The organism is Rhizobium sp. 2MFCol3.1 (assembly GCF_000377565.1).
GTDB lineage: Bacteria > Pseudomonadota > Alphaproteobacteria > Rhizobiales > Rhizobiaceae > Rhizobium.
In genome coordinates, this window is the sequence record NZ_KB898358.1 from 195,777 (window position 1) to 212,930 (window position 17,154).

General features: G+C 61.0%; 21 protein-coding genes. 12 read left to right on the top strand and 9 right to left on the bottom strand.

Annotation, left to right across the window (positions count from 1 at the left end; genetic code table 11):
- Nucleotides 1-116: 116 nt before the first annotated feature.
- Nucleotides 117-320 carry a hypothetical protein gene (locus D460_RS36745; RefSeq protein ID WP_018899268.1) on the top strand — a complete coding sequence of 68 codons (204 nt, stop codon included), beginning with the start codon at nucleotides 117-119 and terminating at the stop codon, nucleotides 318-320.
- Between the two features lie 30 nt (nucleotides 321-350).
- On the opposite strand, the gene D460_RS0114425 is transcribed toward D460_RS36745, so the two are convergent.
- On the bottom strand, nucleotides 351-701 hold the full coding sequence (locus tag D460_RS0114425) for a helix-turn-helix transcriptional regulator (protein WP_026283144.1): 351 nt from the start codon (nucleotides 699-701) through the stop codon (nucleotides 351-353).
- Nucleotides 702-1,032: 331 nt separating this feature from the next.
- Here D460_RS0114425 and mbfA point away from each other — a divergent pair, with 331 nt between their 5' ends.
- A complete protein-coding gene (gene mbfA, locus D460_RS0114430; protein ID WP_018899270.1) occupies nucleotides 1,033-2,016 on the top strand; it encodes an iron exporter MbfA in 984 nt (327 codons plus the stop codon).
- A gap of 59 nt (nucleotides 2,017-2,075) precedes the next feature.
- Here mbfA and D460_RS0114435 read toward each other — a convergent pair whose 3' ends face one another.
- Both D460_RS0114435 and D460_RS0114440 read right to left on the bottom strand, forming a co-directional pair.
- A complete protein-coding gene (locus tag D460_RS0114435) occupies nucleotides 2,076-2,675 on the bottom strand; it encodes a transglutaminase-like cysteine peptidase (RefSeq protein ID WP_026283145.1) in 600 nt (199 codons plus the stop codon).
- A gap of 238 nt (nucleotides 2,676-2,913) precedes the next feature.
- The gene (locus D460_RS0114440; RefSeq protein WP_018899272.1) at nucleotides 2,914-3,714 is read right to left on the bottom strand and encodes an alpha/beta hydrolase; all 801 of its coding nucleotides are present in this window, start codon (nucleotides 3,712-3,714) and stop codon (nucleotides 2,914-2,916) included.
- 175 nt (nucleotides 3,715-3,889) lie between these two features.
- On the opposite strand from D460_RS0114440, the gene infC reads away from it, so the two are divergent.
- The 8 genes from infC (at nucleotide 3,890) to pheT (ending at nucleotide 11,206) form a co-directional block, all read left to right on the top strand.
- The gene (gene infC / locus D460_RS0114445) at nucleotides 3,890-4,426 is read left to right on the top strand and encodes a translation initiation factor IF-3 (protein ID WP_037111403.1); all 537 of its coding nucleotides are present in this window, start codon (nucleotides 3,890-3,892) and stop codon (nucleotides 4,424-4,426) included.
- Between the two features lie 171 nt (nucleotides 4,427-4,597).
- Nucleotides 4,598-5,101, top strand: coding sequence for a hypothetical protein (locus D460_RS0114450; protein WP_018899274.1), 504 nt, complete (start codon nucleotides 4,598-4,600; stop codon nucleotides 5,099-5,101).
- On the top strand, nucleotides 5,098-5,787 hold the full coding sequence (locus D460_RS0114455) for a hypothetical protein (protein ID WP_155947752.1): 690 nt from the start codon (nucleotides 5,098-5,100) through the stop codon (nucleotides 5,785-5,787). The genes D460_RS0114450 and D460_RS0114455 overlap by 4 nt, the downstream gene beginning before the upstream one ends.
- Nucleotides 5,788-6,034: 247 nt before the next feature.
- A complete protein-coding gene (gene rpmI / locus D460_RS0114460; protein WP_007813308.1) occupies nucleotides 6,035-6,238 on the top strand; it encodes a 50S ribosomal protein L35 in 204 nt (67 codons plus the stop codon).
- A gap of 38 nt (nucleotides 6,239-6,276) precedes the next feature.
- The gene (rplT, locus tag D460_RS0114465) at nucleotides 6,277-6,681 is read left to right on the top strand and encodes a 50S ribosomal protein L20 (protein ID WP_018899276.1); all 405 of its coding nucleotides are present in this window, start codon (nucleotides 6,277-6,279) and stop codon (nucleotides 6,679-6,681) included.
- 96 nt (nucleotides 6,682-6,777) lie between these two features.
- Nucleotides 6,778-7,632: a hypothetical protein gene (locus D460_RS0114470; RefSeq protein WP_018899277.1), complete on the top strand. Its 855-nt coding sequence runs from the start codon at nucleotides 6,778-6,780 to the stop codon at nucleotides 7,630-7,632.
- 40 nt (nucleotides 7,633-7,672) lie between these two features.
- The gene (gene pheS, locus D460_RS0114475; RefSeq protein ID WP_018899278.1) at nucleotides 7,673-8,755 is read left to right on the top strand and encodes a phenylalanine--tRNA ligase subunit alpha; all 1,083 of its coding nucleotides are present in this window, start codon (nucleotides 7,673-7,675) and stop codon (nucleotides 8,753-8,755) included.
- Nucleotides 8,756-8,770: 15 nt separating this feature from the next.
- Complete coding sequence (gene pheT, locus D460_RS0114480) at nucleotides 8,771-11,206, top strand: phenylalanine--tRNA ligase subunit beta (protein WP_018899279.1); 2,436 nt, start codon at nucleotides 8,771-8,773, stop codon at nucleotides 11,204-11,206.
- A 266-nt stretch (nucleotides 11,207-11,472) separates the two neighbouring features.
- Here the strand turns inward: pheT and D460_RS0114485 are convergent, their stop codons facing one another.
- From D460_RS0114485 to D460_RS0114495, 3 genes are all read right to left on the bottom strand, one after another.
- Nucleotides 11,473-11,832 carry a nuclear transport factor 2 family protein gene (locus D460_RS0114485; RefSeq protein ID WP_026283148.1) on the bottom strand — a complete coding sequence of 120 codons (360 nt, stop codon included), beginning with the start codon at nucleotides 11,830-11,832 and terminating at the stop codon, nucleotides 11,473-11,475.
- A gap of 78 nt (nucleotides 11,833-11,910) precedes the next feature.
- A complete protein-coding gene (locus D460_RS0114490; RefSeq protein WP_018899281.1) occupies nucleotides 11,911-12,198 on the bottom strand; it encodes a hypothetical protein in 288 nt (95 codons plus the stop codon).
- A 155-nt stretch (nucleotides 12,199-12,353) separates the two neighbouring features.
- Nucleotides 12,354-13,349 (bottom strand): aldo/keto reductase, encoded by a 996-nt coding sequence (locus D460_RS0114495; protein ID WP_018899282.1) that lies wholly within the window; start codon nucleotides 13,347-13,349, stop codon nucleotides 12,354-12,356.
- A 122-nt stretch (nucleotides 13,350-13,471) separates the two neighbouring features.
- Here D460_RS0114495 and D460_RS0114500 point away from each other — a divergent pair, with 122 nt between their 5' ends.
- Nucleotides 13,472-14,362, top strand: coding sequence for a LysR family transcriptional regulator (locus D460_RS0114500; RefSeq protein ID WP_018899283.1), 891 nt, complete (start codon nucleotides 13,472-13,474; stop codon nucleotides 14,360-14,362).
- Between the two features lie 42 nt (nucleotides 14,363-14,404).
- On the opposite strand, the gene D460_RS0114505 is transcribed toward D460_RS0114500, so the two are convergent.
- Nucleotides 14,405-14,899 (bottom strand): ferritin-like domain-containing protein, encoded by a 495-nt coding sequence (locus tag D460_RS0114505; RefSeq protein WP_018899284.1) that lies wholly within the window; start codon nucleotides 14,897-14,899, stop codon nucleotides 14,405-14,407.
- A gap of 150 nt (nucleotides 14,900-15,049) precedes the next feature.
- Here D460_RS0114505 and D460_RS0114510 point away from each other — a divergent pair, with 150 nt between their 5' ends.
- Nucleotides 15,050-15,667: a hypothetical protein gene (locus tag D460_RS0114510; protein ID WP_018899285.1), complete on the top strand. Its 618-nt coding sequence runs from the start codon at nucleotides 15,050-15,052 to the stop codon at nucleotides 15,665-15,667.
- Here D460_RS0114510 and D460_RS0114515 read toward each other — a convergent pair.
- Complete coding sequence (locus D460_RS0114515) at nucleotides 15,657-16,100, bottom strand: GNAT family N-acetyltransferase (protein WP_018899286.1); 444 nt, start codon at nucleotides 16,098-16,100, stop codon at nucleotides 15,657-15,659. The two genes, D460_RS0114510 and D460_RS0114515, sit on opposite strands and share 11 nt — an antisense overlap.
- Nucleotides 16,101-16,112: 12 nt before the next feature.
- Nucleotides 16,113-17,063, bottom strand: coding sequence for an aldo/keto reductase (locus tag D460_RS0114520; RefSeq protein ID WP_018899287.1), 951 nt, complete (start codon nucleotides 17,061-17,063; stop codon nucleotides 16,113-16,115).
- Nucleotides 17,064-17,154 lie beyond the last annotated feature (91 nt).

The following is a 17,154-nucleotide window of genomic DNA, read 5'->3' on the forward strand; positions in this document are numbered from 1 at the left end:
GCAGCCGCAATATTCGCGTTAACGCAAGCAATGAAAGCCGCTTTGCAGCGATCGCGAATATATTCAATATGCTCGAAGGGGAATACACGCACACTCACACACCGAGAGCAACTTCCATGACGGTAGCCGCTTTGTCCTTACATGCTGATGATGTCGATGTACTCGCGGGCGCGCTGTACACCTGGTGCGCCGAGCGCAATATCAAGTTGCTCAGCCAACAGGGCCTGTCGATCGCCAATATCGCGATCGATCTCTATCATGCCGGTCATCAGACGCAGGATCAGCTGCTGGTCGCTCTGCACGATTGCGATTTTCACTAACCGCTCGCGCGGTCACGTCGCGCCGAAATCTCAGGCGTAGACGTCTTCACCCGACATCAGCGTCACGATGGTCATGACGGCTTCCTTGCCGGCGGTTGAGCGCAGCTTGTCGTAGGTCACGGCAAGCTCGTAGGCCTCGGCGCTGAGGCCCGGCCGCGACGTCGTATCCGCACCCTCAAACAGCGCCGAAATGTCGACGCCGAGAAAAACCGCGATCTGGTGCAGCTTGCTCGCCGAAACGCGGTTGGTGCCCTTTTCATATTTCTGGATCTGCTGAAACGTCAGCCCGAGCGCCTCTCCAAGTTCCAGCTGGGAGATGCGTCGCTTGGCGCGCAACGTCCTGACATTCTGGCCGACAATAATATCCACCGGATCTGGCACTTTGATAGTTCCCGTTCATTTCATTAAATTTATCTGAGCATAATGCAGAGGTTTTTAAATATCTCAACCCAGGATTTGCAAAATTCAACCAGCTTTTTGGCTGATTTTGGGACTATTTTTGTAAATAAAGAAGATGAAATATACCTTGGCGTGCATAAAATACATGAAGCTAGTTTACAGCTGTGCCTGCGTTACTAACGGAAATGCTTTTTCGCCCGTGCTAGACATGGCCGCTCGATAGATAGGGTGCATCACCCGATCGCAGCCGTGTAGCGGGCTTGACCGTCGCATCCGCGAAGCCTATTTTAGAATTATTCTAAAAGAGGCCAGCATGCTCAAACGTATTTTCAGATCACCCAAGCGTTCTTTCGACAGCCTGTCCGAGCAGGAGATCCTGGCGCTCGCCATCGGCTCCGAGGAGGACGACGCGCGCATCTATTTCGCCTATGCCGACCGCCTGCGCAATGATTATCCGGCTTCGGCCAAGGTTTTCGAGGAGATGGCGGAAGTCGAGAACACCCACCGCAATTCCCTGATCACGCTCTACCGCCAGCGCTTCGGCGAGCGCATCACGCTGATCCGTCGCGAGCATGTCGAGGGCTTCTACGAGCGCAAGCCGGACTGGCTGCGCGCCAATCTGTCGCTGGAAAAGATCCGCCAGGAAGCGGAAGCCATGGAGAACCAGGCCTACCGCTTATACATCGAGGCCGCCGGCCGCGTCAGCGACGCCTCGACGCGGCAATTGCTTGGCGATCTGGCGCTGGCAGAGCAGGGGCATGAGGACATCACCCGCATGCTCGGCGACAAGCACACGCCCGAGGACGTGCGCAAGGAAGAAGACCAGAAGAGCCGTCGGCAATTCGTGCTGACCTACGTGCAGCCCGGCCTCGCCGGCCTGATGGATGGCTCCGTCTCGACGCTCGCGCCGATCTTCGCCGCGGCCTTTGCCACGCAGGACACCTGGCAGACCTTCCTCGTCGGCCTCTCGGCCTCCGTCGGCGCCGGCATCTCCATGGGCTTCACCGAGGCTGCCCATGACGACGGCAAGATCTCCGGCCGCGGCTCGCCCATCAAGCGCGGCCTCTCCTGTGGCGTCATGACGGCGCTCGGGGGCCTCGGCCACACGCTGCCCTACCTGATCTCCGATTTCTGGACCGCCACCACGCTGGCGGTCATCATCGCCATCTTCGAACTCTGGGCCATCGCCTTCATCCAGAACCGCTTCATGGAAACCCCATTCCTGCGCGCCGCCCTCCAAGTGGTCGTCGGTGGCGGGCTGGTGCTAGGGGCGGGTATACTGATCGGGAGTGGTTGACCCGAAAACGAAAATGGCCGGCGCAAGCCGGCCATTGAACATTTCGGTTTTCGATAATCCTACTTCAGCGCGCCGACCAGAACGTCGCGGCCGTTCTCGATGGTGACCCAGCGGCCGGCATTGGCGCTCGACTGGCGCTTGATGAAGGAATAGGGCGTGTCGAACCAGGGCTTCACTGTGGAGGCCAGGTTGTCGAGGACGAAGTCGCCCTTGGTGGTGCGCAGCGTCAGGATCGCGTGACCCTCGCCGTCAGGCTTGCGCACGACGGTCATCAGAAGGTTGGCGGCGGAGAAGCCGCGCTGGATCAGGATGCGGCGCTTCAAAAGCGCATAGTCCTCGCAGTCGCCGGCGGTCGTCGGATAGGCCCAGACTTCCTCTTTGCCGTAGACTTCCATGTCGGTCATCGGGATGATCGTGGTGTTGATGCTTGCGTTAACCGAACGGACGAGAGCCCACTTGGCATCGGTCATTTCCATCACGGCAACATTGCGGTTCGGACCGCATTCTTCGCGATGCGACTGGCAAAACTCGTAATGGCCGATCGGCTGCGAAGTCGTGGCGCCGACGACCATGGAAAGAGTGTTGGTCGATGCCGGCGTAGCCGAGGTCGACATTGCAAACATGGCCATCATGGCCACCAGGAAACCCTTGATCCGCACGCCCACTGTCCCTTGCATCGCCCTTGATTTATTAACAAAAAGTTAACGGAGAGGGCTGCTTGGAGTCAATCACTACTTCTGAGGAGGGGGTGAGAAGCGGTCAATATGGTTAAAATGCGTTAGGATTTGGCACAAGGCGTGGCGCCGCGCGCGCTTGCTGCACGCGGCAATGCATCGCCAACATATTGAAATAAATTCATATTTTCGGATGGCGCGACGCTGTTGCGCCATCAGCGCCTTAGCTGACGAACGACTTGACCGCAGAAAGCATGCGCTCGATGTCCTGTGGACGCGACAGGCGGTGGTCGCCATCACGAATAAATGTCAGCACCACGTCGTCGGCGGGAAGGTGCTCGATCAGGGTCATTGCATGCGTGTAGGGGACGTCGGGGTCCTTCATGCCCTGCAGGATGTGAACCGGGCATCCGGTCTCGATCATCCCGGTCAGGACCCGGTTGTCGCGGCCGTCCTCGATCAGCGCGCGCGTATAGATATTGGGCTCGGGGCTATATTCCGAATGCTCCTCGAAGAAGCCGCGCTCGGCAAGTGAGGTCTTCTCTTTCTCGGTGAGGTTCGGCTCGATCAAGACTTCGGTGAAATCCGGCGCCGGCGCGATCAGCACCATACCCTCAAGTTTCGGCGCACCGGTTTTCGCGGCCAGCTCCTGCGCCAGCCGAAGCGCGATCCAGCCGCCCATCGAGGATCCCACGACAATGATGCGTTCCGGCGTGAGGTGAAGGATGACAGCCATCGCCTCCTCAAGCCAGCGCGAAATCGTGCCGTCGCGGAATTCGCCGCCCGAGAGCCCGTGGCCGGAATAGTCGAGGCGGATGCAGGCAAGCCCGGCCTCTTCAGCCATGCGATCGAGCTCGACGGCCTTGCTGCCGCTCATGTCGGACCGGTATCCGGATAACCAGACGAGCGTCGGGCCCGCTTTGTCGCCGACAGCCGGGCGGGCGATATAGGCGATCTCTCGCGCAGCCAGCCCCTCGCCGACGGTCAGAAATTGGGGCTGCGGGGCGATATTGGCGTCGGACATGGCGAAACTCCTTTGTTTCGGCCTATAAAACAGATTCTTGACAGGCTGACAGCAGGTGATTTTTCCGCTAAAGCGTGCTAATGACTTCGTTGCAGCGATGGCGAAACACGGTCGTCTTCCTTATATAGAGGCGATCCGCTGCAGCAATCCGAAACAACGCGAGGAGAATACGACCATTCGCAGACCGTTTAAGAACGACGCGCCCGTAAAGGATGGGCCGCGCTCGAACAGGGAAATTCGCATTCCCAAAGTTCAGCTGATCGACGCTGAAGGACAGAATTTGGGCGTCGTGGCGACCGACCAGGCCCTGAGAATGGCTGAAGAAGCCGGACTCGACCTCGTTGAGATTTCCCCCAACGCCGAACCGCCTGTGTGCAAGATCCTCGATCTGGGCAAGCTGAAATACGCCAACCAGAAGAAGGCCGCCGAGGCGCGCAAGAAGCAGAAAATCGTCGAAGTCAAAGAAATCAAGATGCGTCCGAACATCGACACGCATGACTATGACGTGAAGATGAAGGCGATGGGCCGCTTCTTCGAAGAAGGCGACAAGGTCAAGGTGACCCTGAAGTTCCGCGGCCGCGAAATGGCCCACCAGGAACTCGGCATGAAGCTCCTGCAGCAGGTCAAGGCCGACACTCTGGAGTTCGCCAAGGTCGAAGCCGAGCCCAAGCTCGAAGGTCGCCAGATGATGATGGTGCTCGCGCCCAAATAAGGCGCGTCGCCACCGTTCGTATCAAAGCCGTCCGCGAGGGCGGCTTTTGTATTTTGAGCAGGCGAAATGTAGGTGTTTTCAAACGCTTCGACGAATGCAACTGATTGCAATTTTTGGATTATTGATAAGATGTGATTGTTACCTAAGATTGTTCTCCATTTGGGGGCGATCATGGCGAACGATGTCACATCAAGCGACAGTTATGTCGACAAACTCAAGAAGACCATACCTGGCGAAATAACCAGCGTTTACATGTCGCTGAAGCTTTTTGCCGCGCAGGCCTTACTCGGTACTGGGGTGCCGAGCGGCGATGATGTCGCGAGATATCTCAAGATCATGATTCCCTACATGATGGTGATGATCGTCATCGCCATCGCTTATCTCTATGGCGTCAGCAAAATCCGCAACAAGCTCCAGATAGCAATAACGGTCCTGTCCTTCTTCATTTGGGCAGTTGCAATCGACATCAGCTACTTTGCCCAGACCGCGACGGCGTATGAACTGCCTTTTCCCTTCGACACCTTGGCACGCAACAGCGTCGCGTTTCTGATGTTCGTTATTCTCTGGAATTTTTGCATCCCAATCATCTATGCCTTCCAAGGAGTAACGGAGGTGCCCCCGGCGGATGGGGCCGGCAATCAGAATGATGGCAAGGGACAGGAGCCGATCGTATGAGGTCCTGTGCCGCATGTGTGTTGCTGGCGATCGCTCTTTCTATCCCGACCGCAGTCGCGGCGCAGGATGCCGAGGAACAGTTGCCGCGCAGCTTCCTCGTCGAAACGCGAGCAAAGCTGGATAGGAAGACCTTTCTAACGCCCGAAAACGCGTTCTCGCTAGCGGTCGTGGTGGGAGCAGGCGAGGGTAAAAACACGCAGAAAAGCTATGCGCAGAATGCCAAGCGCCTGGCGCCGTTGAACAGAAACAACTGCATGTTCGTCGAAGCGCGGTCCATCATCGGCGGCAATGTGTGGTTCATGATCAACAACGCTGCCATCGACGATGCCGATGCGTCAAGCCGCGACCTGAAGGTCAAAGTCTATTCCTACGCGGTGGCCGACAGCGAAGGGACGAAGCGGTCGCTGCTCCGCGCGACGGAGTTTCCCGATGTGAAGTTCGTAACCAATCCATCCATAGAAAAGGACGAAGACCCATCGGTTCGGGTCGTTTTCAAAGCCAACGCGTCGGCGTTGGAAGCTATGCGCGTCGTGATCAAAGAGAATGGCAATCCTGATTTCGATGATCGCCTCGCTGGATCCTATCTGCTCATCTTTAATAGCGATGTTCTTGACGACGGCGTCTTTCCGGAATGTAAGCGGAAAAGGATTGGTGTGTTAAGCTGGTTTTTCAGCCGCCGCTCCTGAAAAGATTCCGTCTTTCGCCCCGTTGCACTTTCATGACACTGCGGTTATAAGCGCGCGTCCGAACTGACCGGCAGGGCATGCCGTGGCAGTTTCGAATGCTTGCGGCACGGTTCGTCACCGTGACCGCAGATCAACAACAAACGCTCCCGCACTTGTTGCGACGACCGGGCAACCGGGCATCGTAAGAAGGCTTCTTTTGAAGCGCGCCTCTTTGGCCAAGTGGGGGGATCAGAAACGGAGTAGCAAAATGCCCAAGATGAAGACGAAGTCCTCCGCCAAGAAGCGGTTCAAGATCACCGCGACCGGCAAGGTCAAGGCTGCAGCCGCTGGCAAGCGCCATGGCATGATCAAGCGTTCCAACAAGTTCATTCGCGATGCACGTGGCACCATGGTTCTGGCAGAACCGGATGGCCGCAAGGTCGTGAAGAATTACCTGCCGAACGGTCTCTAAGACTATTCCGCGAACGTATAGATTAAGGAGATCATGAAATGGCACGTGTAAAGAGAGGCGTTACCGCCCACGCCAAGCACAAGAAGGTTCTGAAGCAGGCCAAGGGCTTCTACGGCCGCCGCAAGAACACCATCCGCGCCGCCAAGGCTGCTGTCGATCGCTCGAAGCAGTACGCTTACCGCGACCGCAAGATCAACAAGCGTAACTTCCGCGCACTCTGGATCCAGCGTATCAACGCTGCTGTCCGCGAATTCGGCCTGACCTACGGCCGCTTCATCGACGGCCTGAACAAGGCTGGCATCGAAGTTGACCGTAAGGTTCTCTCCGACATGGCGATCCATGAGCCGGAAGCATTCGGTGCGCTCGTTGCTGCCTCCAAGAAGGCACTCGAGTACCTGAAGGACGCTGGCACGAAGAACGAGTTTGAAGCAGCCGTCAACTAAGCCGGCGCTATTCGAACCTTCGCTTCGATGATTTGAAACCCGCGCTGGCAAGGCTTGCGCGGGTTTCTTCGTTTTACCGGGATAGGGACGCCTGACGTGGCGAACGATCAAGATTTGGCGAACGATGTGATGCGTCCAACGATGGATCGCGACCTGCTTGCCGAAAGCGGGCTGGGCGAGGAGGACGTGCCCGTTCTGCTCGCGGCATTGCTGCGTGGTTCCAAGCGCGTCGAGCGTGTCGCGCTGTCTGGTGGCGCCGTCTGGATCAAGCGCTACGGCACCGAGCGCGCCTCGCGCTGGATGGTGCTGCAGCGCATGCTCGCCAATCTCATCCGCGCGCCCTTCCTGCGCCCGTCGCCGCTTCTGGCCGACGAGGGCATGGCGGCGCGCGAAATCCGCCGCATCGCCCAGTTTTCAGCCCAAGACGTGCCGACAGCCCGCGTCATCTATTCCTCGGGTGCCGCCGTCGTCTTCAGCGATGCCGGCGAGACCGTCGATCGCCAGCTCTATCACGTGCTGAACAACGACCCCGTCGCCCACGACAACATGCTCGTCCATTGCGCCGGCGAACTCGGCCGGTTGCATGCAAAGGGCCTTTGCCACGGCCGCCCCTATCCGCGCGACATGTTCCTGAAGGACGGCCGCGTCGGTTTCATGGATTTCGAGGAAGAGCCCGACCGGGTGATGCCGCTGGAGGTCGCCCAGGCGCGGGATATCTGGCTGCTCTTTTTGCAGGTCGCAACCCGCGCCAAGCTTGGCGGCGAAACCCACGACCGGGCCTACAAGGCCTGGGCCGAGTTGGCGCCACCGGCGGCGGTTGCCGAACTGCGCAAGCTTACCGGCTTCCTGGGCGGCTTTTTGTCGGCTGCCCGGTTGATTGGCCGCGTACACATGGGTAGTGATCTGCGACGTTTCATCGTGGCGACCAGCTATCTGAAGCATGTTTCGTGAAGTGTCCCTCAAAGACTGGACGCCCTGAAGGCAGGAAAAGATGACCGAACTCGCAACCCTGGAAAAGCAACTCCTGTCCGATGTCGCGGCCGCCGCCGATGAACCGGCGATCGAAGCCGTGCGCGTCGCGGCCCTTGGCAAGAAGGGGTCGGTCTCCGAACTCCTGAAGACGCTGGGATCGATGACGCCTGAAGAGCGCCAGACCCGCGGCGCCCAGATCAATGCACTGAAGACGGTCGTGACCGATGCGATCAACGCCCGCAAGGCCGATCTCAAGAAGGCGGCGATCGATGCGCGCCTGAAGGCCGAGACCGTTGACGTCTCGCTGCCGGTCCGCTCCTCGCCCGCCGAGCGCGGCCGCATCCATCCGATCAGCCAGATCGTCGACGAGATCACCGCGATCTTCGCCGACATGGGCTTCTCGATCGCCGAAGGTCCCGATGTGGAGACCGACTATTATAACTTCACGGCGCTGAACTTCCCCGAGGGCCACCCGGCCCGCGAGATGCACGACACCTTCTTCTTCAATCCGGATGAGAACGGCGAGCGCAAGGTGCTGCGCACGCACACCTCGCCGGTGCAGGTGCGCACCATGGAAGCGCAGAAGCCGCCGATCCGCATCATCATCCCCGGCAAGACCTATCGCCAGGACTCGGACGCGACGCACTCGCCGATGTTCCACCAGGTCGAAGGCCTCGTCGTCGACAAGAAGGCCAATGTCGCCAACATCCGCTGGGTGCTGGAAGAGTTCTGCAAGACCTTCTTCGAGGTCGACAGCGTCACCATGCGCTTCCGCCCCTCCTTCTTCCCCTTCACGGAACCGTCCTTCGAGGTCGACATCCAGTGCGACCGCTCCGGCCCGATCGTCAAGTTCGGCGAAGGCACCGACTGGATGGAGATTCTGGGCTGCGGCATGGTGCACCCGAACGTGCTCCGCGCGGGTGGCCTTGATCCCGACGAGTACCAGGGCTTTGCCTGGGGCATGGGCCTCGACCGCATCGCCATGCTGAAATACGGCATGCCCGACCTGCGCGACTTCTTCAACGCCGACGTCCGCTGGATGACTCACTACGGCTTCCGCCCACTCGACATGCCGACGCTGTTCGGCGGGTTGAGCGCGTAAGGGAGGATAAAGATCATGAAATTCACGCTTTCCTGGCTCAAGGATCATCTTGAGACCGACGCCACACTGGATGAAATCTGCAAGCGGCTGACCGAGATCGGCCTTGAGGTCGAGGATGTCGACGACAAGGCGGCCTATAAGCCCTTCGTCATCGCCCGCGTGCTTTCGGCTGAAAAGCATCCGGAGGCCGATCGCCTGAAGGTGCTGTCGGTCGATGCCGGTCCCGATATCAATGGCGGCAAGCCGTTGCAGATCGTCTGCGGTGCGCCGAATGCGCGTGCCGGTCTGGTCGGCGCGCTGGCGCGGCCGGGCGATTATGTGCCGGGTATCGATGTCACGCTCGGCGTCGGCAAGATCCGCGGCGTTGAAAGCCACGGCATGATGTGCTCCGAAAAGGAGCTCAACATGTCCGACAGCCACGACGGCATCATCGACCTGCCCGAGGATGCGCCGGTCGGTACCTCGTTTGCCGCCTACGCCCATCTCGACGACCCCATGATCGAGATCAACCTGACGCCGAACCGTCCGGATTGCACCTCGATCTACGGCATCGCCCGCGATCTGGCCGCTTCCGGCCTCGGCACGTTGAAGACGCGCGCCGCACCGTCATTTGCCGTCGAAGGCGAAACGCCGGTCAAGCTGACGCTCGATCTCGACGACGACAAGCTCTGCCCGGGCTTTGGCCTGCGCCTGGTGCGCGGCGTCACGAACGGCCCGAGCCCCAAGTGGGTGCAGCAGCGCCTGACGGCGATCGGTCTGCGGCCGATCAACGCGCTCGTCGACATCACCAACTACATGACCTTCGACCAGGGTCGCCCGATGCACGTCTTCGACGCCGCCAAGGTGAAGGGCAACCTCACCGTTCGCCGCGCCAAGGACGGCGAGACGGTGCTGGCGCTCGACCAGCGCGAATACAAGCTCGGCCCGAACAACGTCGTCATCGCTGACGAAAACGGCATCGAGTCGATCGGCGGCATCATGGGTGGCGAGCATTCCGGCTGCGATGAAAACACCACCGATGTGCTGATCGAATCGGCGCTGTGGGATCCGATGAACATCGCCAAATCGGGCCGCGGCCTCGGCATCATCACCGATGCCCGTTACCGCTTCGAGCGCGGCGTCGACCCCGAATACATGGTCCCCGGCCTCGAACGCACCACCGAACTGGTGCTCGAATTCTGCGGCGGCACGGCGGCCAAGGCTGAGATCGTGGGCTACAAGGGCTACGAGCCCAAGGTCGTCGACTTCCCCTTCTCGGAAGTGAAGCGCCTGACGGGCCTCGAAGTCTCCACGGAAGAGAGTGTCGAGATCCTGACGCGCCTCGGCTTCAAGGTTAGCGGCTCGGGCGAGCGCGTTTCCGTCGCTGTTCCCTCCTGGCGTCCGGATGTCGACGGCAAGGCCGATCTCGTCGAAGAGGTCATGCGTATCCATGGCGTCGACAACATCAAGCCGGCGCCGCTCGAAAGCCACACGGAAGTCAACGGCCGCATCCTGACGACGCTGCAGATCCGCACCCGCACCGCCAAGCGTGCGCTTGCCTCGCGCGGCATGCTGGAGGCCGTCACCTGGTCCTTCATTTCCGAGGAACAGGCGAAGCTCTTCGGCGGTGGTTCGCCGGCTCTGAAGCTTGCCAACCCGATCGCTGCCGAAATGTCCGACATGCGCCCCTCGCTGTTGCCTGGTCTGCTCACGGCTGCCCAGCGCAATGCCGACAAGGGCTATGGCGATGTCGCGATCTTCGAAGTTTCCGGCACCTATGAGAACGACAGGCCGGAAGGCCAGCGCCGTGTTGCCGGCGGCATCCGTCGCGGCAGCGCCTCGATGGCGGGCTCCGGCCGCATGTGGTCGAACGCGTCCAAGGGCGGCGGCAAGCCGGTCGACGTCTTCGACGCCAAGGCCGATGCGCTGGCCGTAATCGAGGCCTGCGGCCTGCCGATGACCAACATCCAGGTCGAGCAAGGCGGTCCCGAATGGTACCACCCCGGCCGCTCCGGCACCATCAAGATGGGCCCGAAGGTCGTGCTCGGCTATTTCGGCGAGTTCCACCCCTCGACGCTGGAAGCGCTCGACGTCTCCGGCGCGCTCGCGGGCTTCGAGGTCTATCTCGACGCCATGCCCGAGCCGAAGAAGAAGGCGACCCGCACTAAGCCGGCGCTGGAACTCTCGCAGTTCCAGGCCGTCAAGCGCGACTTCGCCTTCGTCGTCGACAAGGCGGTCGAAGCCGGCGCCATCATCAAGGCCGCGACCGGTGCCGACCGCAAGCTGGTCGCCGGTGTCAACGTCTTCGATATCTTCGAGGGCGCTTCGGTTGGCGAGGGCAAGAAGTCGGTCGCCATCGAGGTGCAGATCCAGCCGGTCGAGCGCACGCTGACCGACGAGGATTTCGAGGCTCTGACGCAGAAGATCGTCGCCAGCGTCACCAAGGTCACCGGCGGCGTCCTGCGCGGCTGATGAAATCGGTGGGTCGATCTGCCTCAGCAGTCGCCCCTAACTCTCCCTCATCCTCGCCCTCGTGGCGGGGATCCAGCCGACGCGCGTCGGCGCGGCGGAGAGACTCTTTTTCTGACATGCAAAAAACGGTCATTCACGGCGCAGACGCGCCGTGGCTGGATTCCTGTCACATCGCACGGGCGAAGCCTGGGCAAAGGAATGAGGGAGGAGAGTGGGCTATCGCGGAACGCGATATCAAAGCTACTGGGTAGGCTCGTACCACCCCATCAATCGTGCAAATAATACACCTTGTTCACGATCGTCCACCGCCCCTCGATCTTCAGCATCGAGAGATAGTCGGTGAAACGCATGCCGGCAAAGTCGTCGCTGACCTTGACGCTCGCGGCATCGCCGATGACGTCGAGGGTCTGGATGTCCATGTGCGGCTGTGTGCCTGGCGGGGCCGAGCCCTCGGCCACGATGGCGGCGATGAATTCGTCGCGGGTCGACCATTCGACCGCGCTCTCGTAATGCCCGATGACAGCGCATTTCGGATGAAACGCCTTGCGCAGCGCTGCTTCGTTGGCGAAGGTCATGCCTTCGACATAGAGATGCACAACTGCCTCTATCGCCTGCCGGTCCGTCATGGTCCGTACCTCGATCGTGTCGATGGTGAAGTATAGCGCGGAGCGCGCAACGCGCAAAGTGGCTGGATGGCGCTGACCTTAATGCGTGGATGGGTAGAGCGTGGCCAGGGCGGTGCCGATCAGTTCCTCGGCATAGGCCTGCGCGGTCGATGAGGCGTTGTCGGACAGACCCATCTCGTCGCATTTGTTGCCGACGGCCTCGCGGATGAGGTGCAGGATACCCCGCCCCATCTTTCCGCCATCCTCGCCGGATGTGTCCAGAACCAGTGCCAGCGAGGTCATCGCCACCACTTCAAGCACGAGCATACGTCCTCTTATGTCGGACAGGCCTGGATCGGCCGGCCCTTTGTCCTTGGCATCTGGCATGGGGTTCCCTTCCTCTCAACGGAAAGTTTACCTAGTGCTAATATGCGCGAGGAGAAGACCCAAAGTTGAACAAAACCAAATCTCTTTCCTGATCTGTGGTTGGGCCGCCCCGCTGACATCGCCTGGCGCGGCCCAACCTGTCAGAGGTTGTTCCCTCAGAGATTGGTCATCGCCAGCGATGCCTCGGAGTAGCGCTTGCCGGCGATCTCATCGAGCGGCATGATCGCGCTAAGCTCGGCGAGTTCCCTGGCCGACAGCGCGATATCGGCGGCGGCCGCATTCTGCTCGAGATGGTTGACCTTGCGGGCACCGGGGATCGGCACGATGTCCTCGCCCTGATGCAGAACCCATGCGAGCGCCAGCTGCGCCGTGGTCACGCCCTTATCCTTCGCCAGCGCCTCAAGCTTGGCCACAAGGGCCGCATTCGCATCGAAATTGTCGGCCTGGAAGCGCGGCAGCTGGCTGCGGAAATCGTCGGCGCCAAGATCATCAGGCTTGCGGATCGCCCCCGTCAGGAAGCCGCGGCCGAGCGGGCTGTATGGCACGAAGCCGATTTTGAGCTCCCGGCAGGTGGCGAGCACGTCATGCTCCGGATCGCGCGACCAGAGCGAATATTCGCTCTGCACGGCCGCGATCGGATGCACCGCATGCGCCCGCCGGATCGTGGCGCTGCCGGCCTCGGACAAGCCCAGCGCCCGCACCTTGCCCTCGCGCACCAGCTCGGACATGGCGCCGACGGTCTCCTCGATCGGAACATTGGGATCGACGCGGTGTTGGTAATAGAGGTCGATGACATCGGTGCCGAGCCGCTTCAGCGACGCTTCCGCCACGCGCTTCACATTCTCCGGCCGGCTGTCGACGCCTGTCAGCGCCGCGGCGCCGGATTTGGAAGGATCGAACTTGAAGCCGAACTTGGTGGCGATGACGACGCGCGCGCGCACCGGCTTCAAGGCGCGGCCGAGCAGCTGCTCGTTGGTGTGGGGGCCGTACATTTCGGCCGTGTCGAAGAAGGTGATACCGAGATCGACGGCGCGGTGAAGCGTGCGGATCGATTCATTCTCGTCGCTGGCGCCATAAGCGAAACTCATGCCCATGCAGCCGAGGCCGACGGCGGATACTTCAAGGTCCTGTCCGAGTGTGCGGGTTTTCATGTCTGGCTCCCTTCGAGCAAATAGTGAGGCCGCGATTTGAGCGGCACGAGGCAAACCTAGCGCGCCGGAAGCTTTCAAAAAATACGTGCAATGCGGCACAGGCTGTTCTAACAAATAGATCAATGAACAGGACCCAGCTCGCCCAACTCGCCGTTCTCGCCACTGTCGCCGAGCGCCGCAGCTTCCGCGCCGCCGCCAAGGAGCTGGAGATCGCGCCCTCGGCCGTCAGCCATGCCGTCTCCAGCCTCGAGGAGAGCCTGGGCATCCGCCTTCTGGCGCGCACGACGCGCAGCGTCGCGCCGACGGAGGAGGGGCGACTGCTCTTGCAGCGGCTGAAGCCGGCGCTGGACGAGATCGGCATCGCGCTCGAAGCCGTCAGCGAGGCGGGCGGACGCCCGGCCGGCACGCTGCGGGTGACCGCGCCGCGCTTTGCCTCCGATATCCTGCTCGCGCCCCGTCTCGGCGAGTTCCTCAACCGCTATCCCGATATCACGCTCGAAATCGCCAACGAGGATGGTTTCATCGACATTGTCCGCGAGGGCTTCGACGCCGGTATCCGGCTGGAGGAAAGTCTCGAGGCCGACATGATCGCGGTCCGCGCCTCACCGAACCTCACGACCGTGATCGCCGCTTCGCCGGATTATTTCAAACGCCACCCAAAGCCGCTGCATCCCTCCGACCTCGTCAACCACCGCTGCATCAAGAGGCGTTTCACCAATGGCACGATCTACCGCTGGGAGTTCGAGAAGGACGGCCGCGAACTGGTGGTTCCCGTCGATGGCCCGCTGATCGTCAGCGAGGACAGGCTGGCGCTGATCGCGGCGCTGAACGGCGTCGGCCTCGCCTATCTCTTCGATCTGCGCGTCGAAGACGAGCTTGCCAGCGGCAAGCTGGTGCGGGTGCTGGAGGATTGGTGCGCACCTTATCCCGGCCCGTTCATCTACTATCCAAGCCGCCGCCAGATGCGCCCGGCCTTGCGCGCCTTCATCGACTTCTTCCGTTACACCGCCTGAGGCGGGAGCGGCCGATCATGGCGCTCCCGCCCGCGCCGCCGGTCAGGCCGCGGCCTTCTGGTTGGCTGCCGAGGTGGCGAGCTTAGACAAGGTCTTGTCGGTGGCGGCTTCTTCCTGCAGCGTCTGATCGAGCAGTGTCACCACGTCCTTCTTGCCGAGCGTCTGCGCCCAGGTCTTCAGCGTGCCGTAGCGGGCCATCTCGTAGTGCTCGACGGCCTGCGCCGAGGAGATCAGCCCGGCATCGATAGCCGGCGAACCCTTGAATTCCTCGATGATCTCTTCGCCTTCCGCGATGATCCCCTGGATCGCCTCGCAGGTCTTGCCCTGCGCCCGCTTGCCGATCAGCTCGAACACCTGATGCAGCCGGTCGACATGGCCTTCCGTCTGTTCCTTGTGCGTCATGAATCCGGCTTTCAGCTCTTCCGATTGCGCCGCGCGCGCCATTTTCGGCAGCGCCTTGAGGATCTGCTTTTCCGCGTAGTAGATGTCCTTCAGCGTATCGTAGAACAGATCGTCGAGGTTCTTTTCCTTTGCCATGTCCCTTGTCCTTTGTCCCTGGCTCGTGGAAGCCGCGTCATGCGGCTTCGCAGAGAGAAGCTGGACGAAGGCTAATGGTTCCGATCATTTCGGGTGGCGATTTGCAGCGGATGCTGCAAACTTGTCGTCAGAAGGGCAGGGAGGCCGCTTATGAAAAAGCCGGGATCGATGAAAGCATTGGAGGATCTGGGGCGGGCACGGCTGTCGAAGAACTTCTTCCTGCGCGATTTCCTGCACTCGGAGATCGCCGATTTCTACCGCATCCCGAATATCCCCGACGATCCGGATCTCGCAATCGAGACGGGAAAGAGGCTCTGCGAAGAGCTGCTGGAACCCTTGCAGGAGACCTTCGGCCGCCTGCACATCCGTTCCGGCTACCGCTCGCCCGAGGTCAATCGCTTCGGCAACCAGAACAAGCTCAACTGCTCCACCAACGCGTCCACGGCCGCCCACCATATCTGGGACATGCGCGACGCCGATGGCTACATGGGTGCTGCAGCCTGCGTCGTCGTTCCCTGGGTGGTCGACCGCTATCACGCGCTCGAAGACTGGCAGCGGCTCGCCTGGTGGATCCACGACCATCTGCCCTACGCCTCGCTCTGCTTCTTCCCGAAGCTATGGGCCTTCAACATCCAGTGGCATGAGCGCCCGCGGCGGGTGATCCAGAGCTACGTCAGCCCGCGCGGCATCTTGACCAAGCCCGGGATGGAGAATTGGGAGGGCGAGCATTCGGATTGGTATGAGGGTTTTCCGCCGCTCAAAAATTGATGCGGTAGCGGATATGGCCGTCGCTTTCGACGTAGCTGTCGTAAAGCGAGCGGGCGCGCTCATTGCTCTCGCTGGTATGCCAGTAGAGCCGCGACCAGCCTTCTTTTCTGCAGAGCGCCACGAGGTCGTCGAGCAACGTCCGGCCAATCCCCATTCCGCGCGCGGCGTCGTCGACATAGAGATCTTCCAGATAGCAGTCCTTGCCCATGATCCAAGTGCCCTCATGGGTGAGATAGAGCGCAAAGCCCATCAGTGTCCCATCCACCTCGGCCACGCGCATGGCGATCGATGACGCCGGATCGAAGACCCGGCGCCACGTATTGTTGGTGATCTCGGGCGCGACCGTCACCGCGTAGAACGCCAGATAGCCATCCCAAAGCGCACGCCAGCGCGCTTCGTCGTCGGGTCTCGCGTCACGGATCGTCACGGTCATCGCCATCTCCCCTCAGGCACCAGCCTTGTCGAGCAGTGCCATCGCCTCGTCGCTGAGCGAAAGCGTCGCCGATTTCGTCAGGCTGTCGAGCTGCGACAGGCTGGTGGCGCTGGCGATCGGGGCGGTGACGCCCTTCTTGCGCAGGAGCCAGGCAAGCGCGATCTCGGCCGGCTTGGCGCCGGTTTCGGTGGCGACCGTGTCGAGCGCCGCAAGAATCTTCAGGCCCTTGTCGTCGAGATAGCCGGCAGCCTTGCCGCCCCGCGCCTTGCCTTCGGTGTCGGCCTTGCTGCGGTACTTGCCCGACAGGAAGCCGGCCGCGAGGCTGAAATAGGTGATGACGCCGATATCTTGCTTGACGCAGAGATCGGCCAGCGGTCCCTCGAAGGGGGCGCGGTCGTAGAGATTATACTCCGGCTGGATCACGTCATAGCGCGGCAGGCCGGCCTTCTCGGCGGCGTCGAAGGAGGCCTGCAGCTGCGTGGCGTCGAGGTTGGAGCAGCCGATGGCGCGAATCTTGCCCTGCTGCTTCAGCTTGGCGAAGGCGCCGAGCGTCTCTTCATAGGGCGTCTCGGCATCTGGCCAGTGCGAGAGGTAGAGGTCGATATAATCTGTCTGCAGCCGCTTCAGCGAGGCCTCGACGGCCTCAAGGATGTACTGCTCCTTCAGCCCCTTCTTGCCCGGACCCATTTCGGAGCCGACCTTGGTGATGATCACGGCCTTGTCGCGGGCGACCTTGTTTTGCTTCAGCCACTTGCCGATGATCTCCTCGCTGTCGCCGCCCTTGTTGCCCGGCACCCAGGCCGAATAGACGTCGGCGGTGTCGATGGTGTTGAAGCCGGCGTCGAAGAAGGCGTCGAGGATGTTGAAAGAGGTTTTCTCGTCGGCCGTCCAGCCAAACACATTGCCGCCGAACACGATCGGCGCGACCGAAAGGCCGGTTTTTCCAAGGCGACGCAATTCCATGAGATACTCCTGAAATCTTCAATATGGTGAAATTCGGATCGCGGCAGGACGCCGCTGCGATGTAACCTAGAGCGCGCCAAGGCGGATGAAA